Raw genomic sequence first — 15,759 nt, 5'->3', positions numbered from 1 at the left:
ATTCGACGACGCCGTTTCGCCTTCCGGACCGCCCAGTGTCATGCCATGCTGCGCGTCGCGCAGGCCATATGGGCGCCCATATTCGGGCTTTCGGTTCAGGCGATAATGTCGATTTTTCCCAGTATCCGATCCCGGTTGATCGCAGTCGTCGTGCTGACGACTGTGCCGCCGATCATCGCACTGGGCCTTCTGGCCTATCTTCTGTTCGCCAACCAGAAGACGCAGGTCGAGATCGACATGATCCAGACCACCCGCGCACTGGCGGCGGCCGTGGACCGGGACTTCATGGTCGGATTGAGCGTGGCCAGGGCGCTTGCCGCCTCGCCGACCTTGCAGTCAGGGAATATGCAGGCCTTCCACGCCGAAGCCCGCAGCGTCCTGGGCGCCCCGTTTCCCGGCTTCACCATCGTCCTGAGCGACCTGACCGGCCAGCAATTGGTCAACACGTTGCGTCCGCCGGGAGAGCCCTTGCCCAAACACGGCAACATCGATCTGTTGAAGCGGGTGGCCGCGTCCGGTCAGCCGCTGCTGTCTGATATCTACATCGGCGGCGTCACCGGCAAGCCGGTAGTCACCGTCGAAGTCCCGGTCTGGCGGGCCGGGAAGGTCGCCTATGTGCTAAGCGTCGGCTACCTGCCGCAATCCCTGGTGCGGCTGCTGGCCAACCAGAATCTGCCCGAGGGCCGCATGGCCGCCGTGTTCGACAGCCAGGGGGTGATCGCCGCGCGGACCCACCTGCACGATCAGTTGGTGGGCAAGAAGGGCATCCCGGAACTGGTCGAGCGCATGGCCAAGGACACCCACGGCATCGTCGAGTCGCGTACGCTCGAAGGTCTCACGGTCATCATCGCCTTCACGCGCTCGACCGAGACCGGATGGTCGGTGGGAATCTCGACGCCGTGGACCGTGGTGCTGACCGAGACGCTGGGAACACTCGCGCTGCTCTACGGGACGGTGGGCCTGCTGCTGCTGGCTGGGGTCGCCGCCGCCTGGATGATCGGCGGCCAGATCGGTCGGTCGGTCCGCGACCTGACGGCGCCGGCGCTCGCCTTGGGATCGGGCGACCCGGTGGTGGCTCTCGACCGCGGTCCCGCCGAGGCCGTCGAGGTCGGCCGGGCCCTCAAAGCGGTGGAAAGCGAGCTGAACCGCTATCGACACGACCTCGAATCACTGGTGGCCGAGCGAACCGAGGCCCTGGAGGCATCGAACCGGGAACTCGAACGTTTCGCCTATGTGGCGTCCCACGACCTCCAGGAACCGCTGCGCATGGTGGTGTCCTACGTCGATCTTCTGTCACGTCGTCATGGCGACCGATTGGACGACGAGGCGCGGGAATTCATCGGCTTCGCCCGTGAGGGCGCCTTCCGGATGAGCAATCTGATCAAGGACCTGCTCGAATACTCGCGCATTGGCCAGCACGATCGCGTGAACGTGGCGATCGACCTGGGCCAGGTGGTGCGCGAAGCCCTCGAAAACCTTCAGGCCCTCACCACCGAAACCGACGGCAAGGTCCGCATCGTCGGCCAACTGCCCGTATTGTCCGGAAATCCGGTGGAACTGATCCGCGTGTTCCAGAACCTGATCGGCAACGCGCTCAAGTATCGCGCCCCCGACGTCGCGCCTCGGGTGACGATCGAGGCGGAGCCCGGGGACGGCGAATGGATCATCCGGGTCGCCGATAACGGCATCGGCATCGATCCCCAATACCGTGAAACCATTTTCGGCCTGTTCCAGCGCCTGCACGCCCGCCACGAATTCCAAGGCACCGGCATCGGCCTGACCAGCGCCAAGAAGATCGTCGAACTGCATGGCGGGCGCATTTGGGTCGAGGACGGCCCCGGTGGCGTCGGCAGCACCTTCTGCGTGGCGTTGCCCGACTGAACCGGTTCGAGCCGGCCGATTATCGAACGGGCTCGAACCTGATCCGGAGCCCCCCGGGGGGCGTGAGGGCTCAGCCCGCCTTCAGCGCGGTGACCTCGATCTCGACCTTCATGCGCGGATCGACCAGGCCGCACACCACCGTGGTGTTGGCCGGCTTGGTCACCTTGAAGTACTTGCCCAGCACCGGGCCGACGGTCTGGAAATAGCCGGGATCGGTGATGTAGCAGACCACCCGGACCACGTCGGCCATGGTGGCGCCGGCCTTTTCCAGCGCGGCGGCGATGGTCTGCAGACACTGGTCGGCCTGGTCGACCTCGGACTCGGCGATCTGGCCGTCCTTGAAGCCCGAGGTGCCGGAGACGAACACCCAGGGATCCTGGACGACGGCGCGGGAATAGCCGGCCACTTCCTCGAAGGGGGAGCCGGAGGAGATCAGTCGACGGGTCATGGCAAGGTCCTTGCGGCTGGAATTGACGGAAGCCCTCTTCTATACAAATTGGCGGAGAGGGCAAGGTCGGCCTTGCCCGGCCGGGAGTGTTCGGCAACGGAGGGATGCATGTCGGCAACGTGCGGCGGCGGCGGGTGTGGGTGCGGCGGACCGCCGACGGCCAGCGTCGATCCGCTCTATCGTCGCATCCTGATCTTCGCCCTGGTGGTGAACGCCATCATGTTCGCGGTCGAATTCGGCGGCGGCGTGGTCGGGCGCTCGGCCTCGCTGCTGGCCGATTCCGGGGATTTCCTGTCGGATGCGGCCAATTACGCCATCAGCCTGGCGGTGCTGGGCCTGTCGGCGCGCCGGCGCGCCCAGGCGGCCCTGTTCAAGGGCCTGTCGCTGGGCGCGGTCGGGCTGTGGGTGGCCGGCAGCGCGGCGTGGCACCTCGCCAACGGCACCCTGCCCAAGGCCGAGGTGATGGGCGCCATCGGCCTGCTGGCCTTCGCCGTCAATGCCGGGGTGGCACTGCTGCTGTACCGCTACCGGGCCGGCGACGCCAACATGCGTTCGATCTGGCTGTGCTCGCGCAACGACGCCATCGGCAATCTGGCGGTGCTGGCCGCCGCCGCCGGGGTGTGGGCCAGCGACACGCCGTGGCCCGACCTGATGGTGGCGGTGGTGCTGGCCTGGCTGCCGCTGTCGGCGGCGGTGACCATCGTCCGCCAGGCGGCCGGCGAGCTGGCTCAGGCCGCCTGACGCGCCAGGTGCCAGTCCTGCCGCTCGTCCGACGCCGGGTCATCGGGCAGGAACCTCAGGCCCGGACTATGCTTTCGATGAAGGGGACCTGACCGTCGGGGCAATCGACGTCGATCACCCACAGGTCGGAATCCACGTCGGCGGCGCGGCGGATATAGGCGTCGGCCCGGTCCTCGGGCACCGGTTCGGGGCCGGTGGCGCGGAACCAGGCCAGGCGGCCCTCGGCGTCGCGCACCTGGGTGAACACCTCGGCGGTGCCGTCGCGGCGCACCGCCTTGACCACGATGGTGCCGGCATCGGCGTCGCCGCGCCGGGCCACCACCGCCGACATCCCCAGCAGGTCGCAGCGGCGGATGGCGGCATGGACGAACAGCCGGGCCTTCAGCTTGGGTTCGCTCATGCCGCGTCGGCCGGGGCGTCCAGGGGCAGCTCATCGACCAGCGATCTGCACCATGCCAAAGCCGACACGCCATTCCTCCATCTCAGACCTTCGGCGGAAGTATAGGCCCAAGGGCGCCGTTGCCGCCATGCTCCTGGTGTGGTGATTCTGAAATTCGCATCGTAATGCGGGCATCGGAATCACCACACAATTCAAAAAGGTAGTGGCCTGCTTATCGCCGAATTTCGCCATGCGAATTTCGGGGGCGGGACACTGGGTTGCCGGGCCGGGCCGGCGTGACGATATGCCAGGGATGCATAGCCGGGAGTGAGTGCATGACCCGAATCCTGGTCCTCTATTATTCCACCTGGGGCCACGTCGAGAGCATGGCCGAGGCCGCCGCCGAGGGGGTGCGCCAGGCCGGCGCCGAAGGCGTGGTGAAGCGCGTGCCCGAGACCATCCCCGACCCGGTGCTGGCCCAGATCCACGCCAAGACCGGCCAGGCCGCGCCGCTCGCCGACCCCAACGAGCTGGCCGATTACGACGGAATGCTGATCGGCACTCCGACCCGCTACGGCAACATGGCCGGGCAGATGCGCAACTTCCTCGACCAGACCGGCAAGCTGTGGCAGGCCGGCGCCTTGATCGGCAAGCCGGCCGGCGTCTTCACCTCGACCGGCAGCCAGCACGGCGGCCAGGAGACGACGCTGATCGGCACCATCGTCAACCTGCTGCATTTCGGCATGGTGGTGGTGGGGCTGCCCTATTCCGCCACCCAGCAGACGGCCATGGACAAGATCACCGGCGGCAGCCCTTATGGAGCCACCACCATCGCCGGGTCCGACGGCTCGCGCCGGCCCAGCCCCGAGGAGCTGGAGATGGCCCGCTTCCAGGGCCGCCACCTGGCCGAAATCGCCACCCGCCTCAAGGGACCCTGACATGCTCGACCACCGCCCCTTCGCCCGCCTCGGCACCTTCGAGAACGACTGGCTGAACGCCCATTACCATTTCAGCTTCGCCGACTATTTCGATCCGGCGCGCCTGCGGGTGGGGCAGGTCCGGGTGTGGAACGACGATACCATCCGCGCCGGCACCGGCTTCGCCCCGCACGGCCACCGCGACATGGAAATCGTCACCTACATCCGCACCGGCGCCATCAGCCACGAGGATTCCCTGGGCAACCAGGGCCGCACCGAGGCCGGGCAGGTGCAGGTGATGAGCGCCGGCACCGGCATCCGCCATGCCGAGTTCAACCGCGAGGCCGTCGATACCACCCTGTTCCAGATCTGGATCCTGCCGCGCGCGCAAGGGGTGGCGCCACGCTGGGAGACCCGGCCGTTCCCGCTCGCCCACGGCCGGCTGCAACTGCTGGCCTCGGGCCATGGCGAGGAGGGGGCGGCGCTGATCCACGCCGATGCCCGCGTGCTCGGCGCCACCCTGGACCCGGGCGACCGCGTCCGCCACCGCCTGGACGGCCGCCCCGCCTATCTGGTGACGGCGCGCGGCACCCTTTCGGTCAACGGCCTGGACCTCGGCCCGCGCGACGGCGTGGCGGTCGAGGGCGAAACCGAGCTGACCATCGCCGCCGGCGAGGATGCCGAATTCGTGCTGGTGGAGACGGCGTGACACCTCCGTCGTTACCGCGCAGGCAGGACACTCCATTGTTGAATTGAGTCGCGGACACGCTGTCGGTGCACCCCCTGGGTCCCCGCCTGCGCGGGGACGACGGTGATTGCGCGCGACGAGGCATCACCCCCTCAGAACCCGCCGGGGGAATAACCACAGAGACACAGAGACACAGAGAAGTCACAGAGAAGGATGCTTATTTCTCCGTGCCCTCTTCGTGCCCTTCGTGGTGAATCCATTTTTTTCACCCCAGAACCTGCCGGCCTGACCCTCACCCCGTTCGGGGCGGGGCGAATTCCGCCACCAGGGGGGCGTGGAAGGAATTCGGGCTGGCCCAGACCGCGGCGGGGGAGACGATCTCGTCGCCCACCGCCTCGTTGTGCAGTTCGGCGCCCAGGAACCAGCCCAGCAGCGCCCGCGACGCCAGGATGTGGTCGAGAAGCACCTTGCGGCCGTGATGGATCACCGAGAAGCGCTGGCTTTCCGGCACCGAGCGTTCCACCGGGACCAGCACCCGGGGGGCGAGGTGGCCGTTGGCGGTGTCCTCCTCGTCGCCGCGGATGGTGCGTAGCGGCGATTCGCGGTCCTCGCAATTGAAGTCGCCGGCCACCGCCACCAGGGCGTCGGGCTCGGCGTCGAAGATGCGCTCGACCAGCAGGCGGGCCTCCAGCGCCTGGCCGGTGCGTTTGATGGCGGCCAGGAAGAAGCCCTCGGCCCAGCCGCCGACCGACGTCCAGCGGCCGTGCTCGCCCTTCTGCCCCGGCAGCCAGGCGGCGCGCGGCGCCCGCAGGTGGACGTTGACCACGTGCAGCCGGCGCCCGCCCGGCGCCTCCAGCACGGCATGGAGCACCGGCCGGTCCCATTCCTGCGCCTCGGGGGCCAGCGCCGGCGGCTGCGCGGTGACCGGGCGGTATTCGGGCGGCGGCACCAGGTCGTGCCACACCTGGCAATGCTCGATCACCGGCAGGCGCGAGAGAATCACCAGGTTGTGGCGGTCGGCGGCGCGGGCGCCGCCGCGGTTCATGGACACCACCCGGTGGAAGTGCTGGTACTCGGTGCCGTCCAGCAGCCGGTCCAGCGCCGTGAGTTCGCGCGGGCCGCGCTTCGAGACGGCGCGGGCGTTGACCTCCTGCAGGCACAGCACGTCGGCGCGAAGGCGCAGCAGCTGCGGCCGCAGCACCAGCACGCGGTCGGCGAAATCGCCCTGCAGCTGCGGGCGGTCGTCCAGGCTTTCCAGGTTGAAGGTGGCGATCCTGAGACGCTTCACCGTTTCCTCTGGGCATCGGTTGCGCAAGACCATAAGGCGGGCCGGGCGTCGGCCCGCCGGCCATTGCGAGCATAACACCGAATGCCCCGGCCTCCATCCCCCGGCCCCGTCTTGTACGGTACCCGCCTCAGGGTGTATTCATTCCAGATTGGTCTTTTGCGGACAGGGGCGGTATGACGGCGCTGTTGACCTGGAACGAGAGCTTCGGCGTCGGCAATGCCATGCTTGATTCGGATCACCGCATCCTGTTCGACCTTCTCAGCCAGCTGCACGACGCCATGGAGACCGGCCAGAGCCGCGAGGTGGTGGGCAGCGTCATCAACGTCCTGGCCGAATACGTCGAGCATCATTTCCGCCGCGAGGAGCTGGTGATGGCCGAGATCGGCTATCCCGGGCGGGCCGAGCACGAGCGGCTGCATCGCGACCTCGAATCGCGGGTGCGCGCCATCCGCGACCGCTGGGGCGCGGGCGAACGGCAGGTGCTGGGCGACGAGGTTCTGGCATTCCTGAAGAAGTGGTTGACCGAACACATTCTTGGCGCCGATAAAGCATATCGGCCGTGGATCGAGTCGGCCGGGGGGGGGCTATGACCGATCGGGGGAGGGGGGTCCTCGCATGATGACCGAACGCAAGCTGTTCACCGCCGAGCTGCAGCGCCTGAAGGCGATGGCGGGCAAGGACGGTGCCGCCGTATCCATGGGCGGCGTCGCCAATGACGAGGTCATGAAGACGCTGCAGGAGATCCGCGGCGAGATACGCAACATCGAGCACCTCATCCGCGGCGAGGAGCCGCCGCCGGTGCAGGCCCAACTGGCCTCGATCGAGGAGGTGATCAGCCAGAAGCAGGCCGAGGTCTCGATGCTCAAGACCGAGCTGCGGGCGCTGGCGGTCTGCATCGAGCAGACCAAGCAGGAAATCGCCCTGCTGCGGCCGAAGGATTGCGAGGACGACCGTCTGATGACGGTGACCTTCGAGCTCGACGCCATCGTCGATTCCACCGAGGGCGCCACCGAATCGATTCTCGAGGCGGCCGAGAGGATCGAGGGCAAGACCCGCGAGATCCAATCGCAAGGCGTCGACGGCTACGTCCACCGCCTGGCCGAGGACATCAATGAGACCATCGTCTCCATCTTCGAGGCCTGCAACTTCCAGGACATTACCGGCCAGCGCATCACCAAGGTGGTGAAGACGCTGCAATACGTCGAGGCCCGCATCAACAACATGATCGACATCTGGGGCCCCGAGAACATCGCCGACATCGTGCCCAAGCCGCCGGACGAAACCCGCGACGACGACGCCAAGCTGCTCAACGGCCCGGCGCTCGAGAACCAGGGCATCAGCCAGGACGAGATCGACAAGCTGTTCGGCTGAGTCGGACAGCCACCACCAACAGCCATCACACCAACGGCCAAGGCGGCCGAACGGCCTGGAACACCCCGCCGCTCCCGCATACACCGCCAGCCCAGGCGGCAAGTCTTCCCAAATTCGCTACCTTGTTTCCGCTGGTCCGGTTCGACCATGCCAGGGAAGGAGACAAGAAGATGAGCGAGCGGAGAAGTGAATTGAAGGCGGTCGCGGCGAGCGAGGACTTGGCAGCCAACCAGCCCGGCCGCGATCTGTTCCGGATGTCGGTGCGGATGATGGACGGCTGGACCCAGGTCAACGGTCGCCTCATCTCGCTCGCGCAGACGTCGATGCGCAACAACCTGGCCGCGGCCGAGGAACTGCGCAACTGCCAGTCGCCGGCCGAGATGGTCGAGGCGCAGATGCGCCTCACCCGTCAGGTCTACGACCAGTATGTCGAGGAATCGCGCAAGATCGCCGAATTGATGACCCAGCTCTCGGGCGAGGCCATGGGCGTCATGGCGCTGCCGCGGTGACACCAGCGCGTGCGGGGGGAACGCGACCGCCCCCCGCACGCGTCTTTTCCGCGGTCATCGGGTAGAGCCCCTATTCTGGTCCAAGACAACGGCAAGTATTCGCCCCGCCGATTGCGGGCTTGACGCCGCCCGGGCGGCGGCCCCACAGTGGCGCCGCGCCAGATGGCCGGACGGCCGCCCTTCGTTTCGGCGAGGGGAGGAAAGTCCGGGCTCCACGGAAGCACGGTGCCGGATAACGTCCGGCGGGGGCGACCCCAGGGAAAGTGCAACAGAGAGCAGACCGCCCGCCGGCCCGCCGCAAGGCAGGACGCCGCAAGGCACCGGCAGGCAAGGGTGAAAGGGTGCGGTAAGAGCGCACCGCGGCCCCGGCAACGGGGACGGCACGGTAAACCCCACCGGGAGCAAGACCAAATAGGGGCGGCTGTTCCTCGCGTTCGCGCGGGGACGAAACGCGCTTCCGCGTCGCCGCCCGGGTCGGTCGCGCGAGGCGCCCGGTAACGGGCGTCCCAGATGAATGGTCGTCACCATGGGAAACCATGGGACAGAACCCGGCTTACAGGCCATCTGGCGCACTTTTCCCATGATTTCCCAGTTCCCGCCCGGCAACGGCCCCACGCCATGGGATGGCATGGGCGCGCATGCGTTCACTGAACGCCCCATGAACGTATTTACGCCATATTTACCTTCTAACGTCGAAAGCGCATTGGGAATCAATGCGCTACGGCCGTATCTTCGACTACTTTAGGAAAAACTTTCGCAATTTGTCCCAAACCTCTATTTCCCCACACTTTTACTATTCGATACCATTGACGCCCATGTTGACCCATGATATCCCATGAGTACCCACTGAAGGCAGCCCACAGGCGAACTGTGCGCGGCGTTCGGGCGGGGGAGCCAGGGGTTGGGGCATTCAGCAAGGCGAGCGGAGATGGGGCTGTTCCTCTCCACATTTGTGAACAAGGTCGATCGCAAGGGGCGCGTCAGCGTCCCGGCGAGCTTCCGCGCGACCCTGGCCGGCCAGCCCTTCGCCGGCATCGTCGCCTATCGCTCGTTCACCAACGCCTGCATCGAGGGCTGCGGCATGGACTACATGCAGCGCCTGTCCGACAGTACCCAGGATTTCGCCGCCTTCTCGGCCGAGCAGGAGGATCTGTCGGCGCTGATCTTCGCCGATGCCCGCCAGCTCGCCTGGGACCCCGAGGGCCGCATCCTGCTGCCCGAGGACGTGATGGCCCATGCCGGCATCGGCGAGGCCGCCGCTTTCGTCGGCAAGGGCCAGACCTTCCAGATCTGGGAGCCCGAGGCCTACCGCGCGGTCGAGGCGGAAGTGCGCGCCCGCGCCCTGAAGGCCCGCCCGACCCTGCCGCTGAAGCCCAAGGGCGGGGAGGCGCAATGACCGCCGCCCAGCCCCACATCCCGGTCCTGCTGGCCGAAGTGGTCGCCGCCCTGGCGCCCAAGGACGGCGAGGTCTTCATCGACGGCACCTTCGGCGCCGGCGGCTATTCCCTGGCGCTGCTGGAGCGCGCCGATTGCCGCGTCATCGCCATCGACCGCGATCCCGACGCGGCGGCGCGCGGTCGCTCGCTGCCGCAGGCGGCCTCGGGTCGCCTCGATATCGTGGAGGGCCGCTACGGCGACATGGAGAACTTGCTGGCTGTCCGCAATGTCAACCAGGTTGACGGGGTGGCGCTGGACATCGGCGTTTCCTCCATGCAGATCGACCAGGCCGAACGCGGCTTCTCGTTCGCCAAGGATGGCCCGCTCGACATGCGCATGGAGCGGTCGGGTCCCAGCGCCGCCGACGTGGTCAACGGATCGGAGGAGGCCGAGCTGGCCGACATCCTGTTCCATCTGGGCGAGGAGAGGCAGGCCCGCCGGGTCGCCCGCGCCATCGTCGCCGCCCGCGCCGAGAAGCGGTTCGAGCGCACCGGCGAACTGGCCGAGGTGGTGCGCCGGGTGGTCAGGAAATCCGCCGACGGCATCGATCCCGCCACCCGCACCTTCCAGGCCCTGCGCATCCACGTGAACGACGAACTGGGCGAATTGGAGCGTGGCCTCGCCGCCGCCGAGCGGGTGCTGGCCCCGGGCGGCCGGCTGGCGGTGGTGACCTTCCATTCCCTCGAGGACCGGGTGGTCAAGCGCTTCCTCAAGGCCCGCTCGGGCGCCGAGGCGGCGCCGTCGCGCCACCTGCCGGCGGCCCCCCTCGGCCGCGCCGCCACCTTCTCGCTGCTGCACCGCCGCGCCGTCGCCCCCGGCACCGCCGAGACCCACGCCAATCCGCGCGCCCGCTCGGCCAAGCTGCGCGCCGCCATCCGCACCGGCAATCCGGCCTGGCCCCAGGGAGAAGGCCGATGATCAAGGGTCTGGTCGGCACCGTCGTTTTCGCCCTGCTGGCCGGCATCGCCGGCATCGGCCTTTTCTTCGTCAAGCACGAGGTCAAGGAGCAGGAAGCGCGCCTGGCCGAACTCAACCAGGAAATCCGCCGCAGCCACGAGGCCATCCACGTGCTCAAGGCGGAATGGAGCTATCTCAACGATCCCGCCCGCCTGCGCAGCCTGTCGGAGCGATTCCTCGGCATGAAGGTGATGGTCCCGGCCCAGGTCGCCACCCTGCAGAGCCTGAACCGCGACGAGGCGCCTGCTGCCGCACCTGTCGCCGCCATCGCCGTCGCCAAGCCGGCGGCAGCGGCATCGGCATCGGCAGCGAAGCCCGAGCCGGTTGCCCGGCCGCAGGCCGTAGTCGCCGCCAAGCCGCCGCAGGCCGTAGTCGCCGCCAAGCCGCCGCAGGCCGTAGTCGCCGCCAAGCCGCCGCAGGCCGTAGTCGCCGCCAAGCCGGCGCCGCTCCAGCCGCGCCCGGTGGTCGCCGAAGCCCCCATCCGGCCCAATGCCCAGGCCGCGCAAACCCCGGCGCGGACCATCGTCATCCAGTCGCCCAACGTCGCCCAGTCCCAGTCGTCCGGCGGGGAGGTGCGGTGAGCCTGTTCGCGCCCAAGCCGCGCCTGCCCGGCGTCCATGCCGGCGAGGACCTGCAGAACGGGCCGGCGGCGCTGCGCCTGGACGGCGTGCGCATGCGGGCGCTGGAATCGGGCCGCTCGCGTCTGATCGCCACCGCCGTCGGCTTCTTCGTCGCCTTCGCGGTGATCGGGGTGCGCATGATCGACGTGGCGGTTCTCGACGCCAATCCGGCGCGGCCGCGCGACCTGCCCCAGGCCCGCACCGACGGGCTCGAGATGGAGCGCGCCGACATCACCGACCGCAACGGCATCATCCTGGCCACCAGCCTGCCGACGGTGTCGCTCTATGCCCGGGCCAACGAAGTCCTCGACGCCGGCGAGGCGGCGACCAAGCTGGTCTCGGTGCTGCCCGACCTGGACCCGGCCGATGTGCGGGCGCGCCTGGCCGGCGGCCGGCCCTTCGTCTACCTGCGGCGCAACCTCACCCCACGCCAGCAATACGACGTCAATGCCCTGGGGATTCCGGGGTTGTACTTCGAGAAGGGCGAAAGGCGGGTCTACCCGCATGGCCCCCTGGCGGCCCACATCGTCGGCATGACCGACATCGACAACAAGGGCATCGCCGGGATCGAGCGCCGCTTCGACCAGGGACTGCGCTCCAGCCAGCAGCCGCTGCGCCTCGCCGTCGACATCCGGGTCCAGACGGTGGTGCGCAACGAATTGCAGCGCGCCGTCGAGACCTTCCGCGCGGTCGGCGCCACCGGCATGGTGATGGACGCCGCCACCGGCGAGATGCTGGCCATGGTGTCGCTGCCCGACTACGACCCCAACGACCCGCCGGCCGGCCAGGCCGAGGCGCTGTTCAACCGCGCCACCAAGGGCGCCTACGAGATGGGCTCCACCTTCAAGCTGTTCAACACGGCGATGGCGCTGGAGAGCGGCCGGGTCAACATCGGCTCGTCCTTCGACGCCACCAAGCCCTTGAAGTACGGCAACCACGAGATCCACGACGACCACGCCCAGAACCGCTGGCTGAACGTCTCCGAGATCCTGATCCACTCGTCCAACATCGGCTCGGCCCGCATGGCCATGGAGGCCGGGGTGGAGTTCCAGCGCAGCTTCCTCGGGCGCATGGGCATGCTTTCGACGCCGACCCTGGAACTGCCCGAGATCGGCGCCCCGCTGGTGCCCAAGCCCTGGCGCGAGATCAACGCCATCACCATCGCCTTCGGCCACGGCCTGTCGGTGACGCCGCTGCAGCTGGTCTCGGGCGTCGCGGCGCTGGTCAACGGCGGGCTCTTCCGTCCCGCCACCCTGCTGCCCCATCCCGAGGGCGAGGAGATCCCCGGCGAGCGGGTGGTGAAGGCCAGGACCTCGGCGCAGGTGCGCCAGCTGATGCGCATGGTGGTGACCGAGGGCACCGGCAAGAAGGCGGAGGTTCCGGGCTACGAGGTGGGCGGCAAGACCGGCACCGCCGAGAAGGCCGTCAACGGTTCCTACAGGAAGAAGGCGGTACTGTCCTCCTTCGTCGCCGCCTTCCCCATGGATGCCCCCCGCTACGTGGTCCTTGTCATGATCGACGAGCCGCAAGCGACCAAGGAGACCTACGGTTTCATCACCGCGGGCTGGACCGCCGCGCCCGCCACCGGGCGCATCGTGGCCCAGGTCGCGCCGCTGATGGGACTGATGCCGAAGGCGGTTCCGGCCCCGGCCTCGATGGCCAGGACCCCCACCGCACACGGGAGTAGAGATGTTGCCGCGGTTGAGTGAACTTCTGGGCCGCCCCCTGGCCGCCGACCCCGAAATCGCAGGGATCACCTGCGATTCGCGGCGGGTCGCGCCCGGCTTCCTGTTCGCCGCCCTGCCCGGGGCCAAGGCCGACGGCCGCGCCTTCGTTTCCGCCGCCCTCGCCGCCGGCGCCGCCGCCGTGCTGGCCCCCGAGGGGGTGGAGATCGACGCCGGCGCCGTCCCGGTCGTCGCCGATGCCGATCCGCGCCGCCGCTTCGCCCTCGCCTGCGCCGCCTTCCACCGCCGCCAGCCGAAGGTGATGGCGGCCGTCACCGGCACCAACGGCAAGACCTCGACCGCCAGCTTCGCCCGCCAGATGTGGAGCCGCCTGGGCCACCGCGCCGCCGCCCTGGGCACCCTGGGGGTGGTCGCCGACGGGATGCCGCCCTCGCCCAGCCTGACCACCCCGGACGCCGCCGACCTGCACCGCATCCTGGCCGAGCTGGCCGATGCCGGCATCGACCATGCCTGCATGGAGGCCTCCAGCCACGGCCTCGCCCAGCATCGCCTGGACGGGGTGCGGCTGTCGGCCGCCGCCTTCACCAACCTCACCCGCGACCACCTGGACTATCACGGCGACATGGACGGCTACGCCGCCGCCAAGCTGCGCCTGTTCGCCGAGCTGCTGCCCGAGGGCGGCGCGGCGGTGGTCAACGCCGATTGCGAGGTGGCCGACCGCCTGCTTTCGCTCGCCGCCACCCGCGGCCAGCGCATCATCGCCTTCGGGCGCAACGGCGCCGATCTCAGGCTGGTGGCGGCCCGCCCCGAGGCACACGGCCAGACCCTGGCGCTGGAGGTGATGGGCCGCGCCGCCACCCTGCGCCTGCCCCTGGCCGGCAGCTTCCAGGCCGCCAATGCCCTGGCGGCGCTGGGCCTGGTCATCGGCTGCGGCGCCGATTGCGCCGACGCCCTGGCTGCCCTGGAGCAGGTCGAGGGCGTGCCCGGCCGCCTGCAACTGGTCGCCGTCGCGGCGGCGGGCGCTCCGGTCTATGTGGATTACGCCCATACCCCCGACGCCCTGGCCACCGTGCTGGCGGCGCTGCGCCCGCATGCCTCGGGCCGGCTGGTGGCGGTGTTCGGCTGCGGCGGCGACCGCGATCCCGGCAAGCGGCCCGAGATGGGGGAAATCGCCGCCCGCCTGGCCGACATCGCCATCGTCACCGACGACAATCCGCGCACCGAGGACGCCGGTGCCATCCGCGCCCAGGTGCTGGCCGGCGCCCCCGGCCTGGTCGAGATCGACGGCCGTGCCGCCGCCATCCGCCACGCGGTGGCGCTGCTGGCGGCCGGCGACGTGCTGGTGATCGCCGGCAAGGGCCACGAGACCGGGCAGATCGTCGGCGCCCAGGTGCTGCCCTTCGACGATGCCGAGGAAGCCCGCAAGGCGCTGGCCGAGGTGGCGCCATGAGCCTGTGGACCGCCCTGGAAGCCCGGGCCGCCACCGGCGGCCGCCTCGCCGGCCCCGACGGCTGGAAAGCCGACGGCGTCTCCATCGATTCGCGGACGGTGGCTCCGGGCGATTTGTTCATCGCCCTGGCCGGCCCCAGCCATGACGGCCACGACTACGTCCAGGCGGCCATCGAGAGCGGCGCCGTCGCCGCCCTGGTCCACCGCGTCCCCGAGGGCTGCGACGGATTGCCGCTGCTGCTGGTGGACGACACCATGGCCGGGCTGCAGGCCCTGGGCATCGCCGCGCGCGCCCGGTCGTGGGCGCGCATCGTCGCCGTCACCGGCTCGGTGGGCAAGACCGGCACCAAGGAGATGCTGGCGGTGGCGCTGGCGCCGCAGGGGGCGACCCACTGGTCGGTGGGCAGCTTCAACAACCACTGGGGCGTGCCGCTGTCGCTGGCCCGCATGCCGGCCGATTGCCGCTTCGCCATCTTCGAGCTGGGCATGAACCACCCGGGCGAGATCACCCCGCTGGTGAGGATGGTCCGCCCCCATGTCGCCGTGGTGACCACCGTCGAGGCGGTGCACATGGCCCATTTCGCCAGCGTCGAGGAGATCGCCGACGCCAAGGCCGAGATCTTCGCCGGCATCGAGCCGGGCGGGACGGCGGTGCTCAACCGCGACAACCCGCATTTCCGCCGCCTCGAGACCGCCGCCAGGGCCGCCGGAACCGAGCGCATCCTGACCTTCGGCAGCCACATCGATGCCGATGCCCGCCTGCTCGATTGCGGCGTCAATCCCGAGGACACCTGCGTCTTCGCCCTGTTCGACGAGCACCCGCTGGCCTACCGCATCGGCGTTTCGGGCGCCCATTGGGCCATGAATTCGCTGGCGGTGGTGCTGGCCGCCGGCGCCCTGGGGGCCGATGCCACCGCCGCCGCCCGCGCGCTGGGCGGCATGAATCCGCCCAAGGGGCGCGGCGAGCGGCATCTGCTGCACCTGCCCGGCGGCACCGCCGAGATGATCGACGAAAGCTACAACGCCAGCCCGGTCTCCATGAAGGCGGCCATCGCCACCCTGGCGGCGGTCAGGCCGGGCAAGGGGGCGCGGCGCATCGCCGTCCTGGGCGACATGCTGGAACTGGGCGAGGGCGCGGCCGCCCTGCATGCCGGCCTGGCCGAGGCGCTGGAGGCGTGGCGCATCGACCTGGTGTGCACCGCCGGGCCGCTGATGGCCAATCTGTGGGACGCGCTGCCGCCCGAGACGCGCGGCGCCACCGCCGCCAATTCGGACGCGCTGGCGCCGCTGGTCAGGACCCTGGTGCGGCCGGGCGACGTGGTGATGGTGAAGGGTTCGGCGGGCAGCCGCATGGGCCGTGTGGTCAAAGCCTTGCTCGAGGGGAATTGA

General features: G+C 69.4%; 16 protein-coding genes and 1 other RNA gene. 14 read left to right on the top strand and 3 right to left on the bottom strand.

Translation table 11 applies throughout. From position 1 onward, the window contains the following. The first annotated feature begins 45 nt into the window (after window positions 1-45). Window positions 46-1,881: a sensor histidine kinase gene (locus MTBUT4_RS06435; RefSeq protein ID WP_173978841.1), complete on the top strand. Its 1,836-nt coding sequence runs from the start codon at window positions 46-48 to the stop codon at window positions 1,879-1,881. 70 nt (window positions 1,882-1,951) lie between these two features. On the opposite strand, the gene MTBUT4_RS06430 is transcribed toward MTBUT4_RS06435, so the two are convergent. Beyond that, window positions 1,952-2,329, bottom strand: coding sequence for a RidA family protein (locus MTBUT4_RS06430; RefSeq protein WP_173978840.1), 378 nt, complete (start codon window positions 2,327-2,329; stop codon window positions 1,952-1,954). Between the two features lie 108 nt (window positions 2,330-2,437). Between MTBUT4_RS06430 and MTBUT4_RS06425 the strand changes: the two genes are divergently transcribed. Further along, window positions 2,438-3,070: a cation transporter gene (locus tag MTBUT4_RS06425; RefSeq protein WP_173978839.1), complete on the top strand. Its 633-nt coding sequence runs from the start codon at window positions 2,438-2,440 to the stop codon at window positions 3,068-3,070. A 55-nt stretch (window positions 3,071-3,125) separates the two neighbouring features. Here MTBUT4_RS06425 and MTBUT4_RS06420 read toward each other — a convergent pair whose 3' ends face one another. Further along, window positions 3,126-3,470 (bottom strand): DUF1491 family protein, encoded by a 345-nt coding sequence (locus tag MTBUT4_RS06420; RefSeq protein ID WP_173978838.1) that lies wholly within the window; start codon window positions 3,468-3,470, stop codon window positions 3,126-3,128. A gap of 314 nt (window positions 3,471-3,784) precedes the next feature. On the opposite strand from MTBUT4_RS06420, the gene wrbA reads away from it, so the two are divergent. Together wrbA and MTBUT4_RS06410 are read left to right on the top strand one after the other, a co-directional pair. After that, window positions 3,785-4,387, top strand: coding sequence for an NAD(P)H:quinone oxidoreductase (gene wrbA, locus MTBUT4_RS06415; protein WP_173978837.1), 603 nt, complete (start codon window positions 3,785-3,787; stop codon window positions 4,385-4,387). Window position 4,388: 1 nt separating this feature from the next. Continuing rightward, window positions 4,389-5,075, top strand: coding sequence for a pirin family protein (locus tag MTBUT4_RS06410; RefSeq protein ID WP_173978836.1), 687 nt, complete (start codon window positions 4,389-4,391; stop codon window positions 5,073-5,075). 271 nt (window positions 5,076-5,346) lie between these two features. On the opposite strand, the gene MTBUT4_RS06405 is transcribed toward MTBUT4_RS06410, so the two are convergent. Beyond that, on the bottom strand, window positions 5,347-6,342 hold the full coding sequence (locus MTBUT4_RS06405) for an endonuclease/exonuclease/phosphatase family protein (RefSeq protein ID WP_254434765.1): 996 nt from the start codon (window positions 6,340-6,342) through the stop codon (window positions 5,347-5,349). A gap of 173 nt (window positions 6,343-6,515) precedes the next feature. Between MTBUT4_RS06405 and MTBUT4_RS06400 the strand changes: the two genes are divergently transcribed. From MTBUT4_RS06400 to MTBUT4_RS06355, 10 genes are all read left to right on the top strand, one after another. Further along, window positions 6,516-6,932: a bacteriohemerythrin gene (locus MTBUT4_RS06400; protein WP_173978834.1), complete on the top strand. Its 417-nt coding sequence runs from the start codon at window positions 6,516-6,518 to the stop codon at window positions 6,930-6,932. Between the two features lie 25 nt (window positions 6,933-6,957). Further along, window positions 6,958-7,713, top strand: coding sequence for a protein phosphatase CheZ (locus MTBUT4_RS06395; protein ID WP_173978833.1), 756 nt, complete (start codon window positions 6,958-6,960; stop codon window positions 7,711-7,713). Between the two features lie 170 nt (window positions 7,714-7,883). Further along, entirely contained in the window at window positions 7,884-8,222 is a 339-nt protein-coding gene (locus MTBUT4_RS06390; protein ID WP_173978832.1) for a phasin family protein, read from the top strand. A gap of 158 nt (window positions 8,223-8,380) precedes the next feature. Further along, window positions 8,381-8,794: RNase P RNA component class A (rnpB, locus tag MTBUT4_RS06385), an RNA gene on the top strand. 356 nt (window positions 8,795-9,150) lie between these two features. After that, on the top strand, window positions 9,151-9,618 hold the full coding sequence (locus tag MTBUT4_RS06380; RefSeq protein ID WP_173978831.1) for a division/cell wall cluster transcriptional repressor MraZ: 468 nt from the start codon (window positions 9,151-9,153) through the stop codon (window positions 9,616-9,618). Further along, a complete protein-coding gene (gene rsmH / locus MTBUT4_RS06375; protein WP_173978830.1) occupies window positions 9,615-10,577 on the top strand; it encodes a 16S rRNA (cytosine(1402)-N(4))-methyltransferase RsmH in 963 nt (320 codons plus the stop codon). Before MTBUT4_RS06380 ends, rsmH begins: the two co-directional genes overlap by 4 nt. Continuing rightward, window positions 10,574-11,197, top strand: a complete 624-nt coding sequence (locus MTBUT4_RS06370) for an energy transducer TonB (protein WP_173978829.1) — start codon at window positions 10,574-10,576, stop codon at window positions 11,195-11,197. Before rsmH ends, MTBUT4_RS06370 begins: the two co-directional genes overlap by 4 nt. Beyond that, the gene (locus MTBUT4_RS06365) at window positions 11,194-12,945 is read left to right on the top strand and encodes a penicillin-binding protein 2 (RefSeq protein ID WP_173978828.1); all 1,752 of its coding nucleotides are present in this window, start codon (window positions 11,194-11,196) and stop codon (window positions 12,943-12,945) included. The genes MTBUT4_RS06370 and MTBUT4_RS06365 overlap by 4 nt, the downstream gene beginning before the upstream one ends. Further along, entirely contained in the window at window positions 12,926-14,371 is a 1,446-nt protein-coding gene (locus MTBUT4_RS06360) for a UDP-N-acetylmuramoyl-L-alanyl-D-glutamate--2,6-diaminopimelate ligase (RefSeq protein ID WP_173978827.1), read from the top strand. The genes MTBUT4_RS06365 and MTBUT4_RS06360 overlap by 20 nt, the downstream gene beginning before the upstream one ends. Beyond that, on the top strand, window positions 14,368-15,759 hold the full coding sequence (locus tag MTBUT4_RS06355; protein WP_173978826.1) for a UDP-N-acetylmuramoylalanyl-D-glutamyl-2,6-diaminopimelate--D-alanyl-D-alanine ligase: 1,392 nt from the start codon (window positions 14,368-14,370) through the stop codon (window positions 15,757-15,759). Before MTBUT4_RS06360 ends, MTBUT4_RS06355 begins: the two co-directional genes overlap by 4 nt.

This window comes from Magnetospirillum sp. UT-4 (assembly GCF_902729435.1).
GTDB lineage: Bacteria > Pseudomonadota > Alphaproteobacteria > Rhodospirillales > Magnetospirillaceae > Magnetospirillum.
Note: the sequence above shows the minus strand (reverse complement) of the source record. Positions and strands in the feature narration are given on the sequence as shown.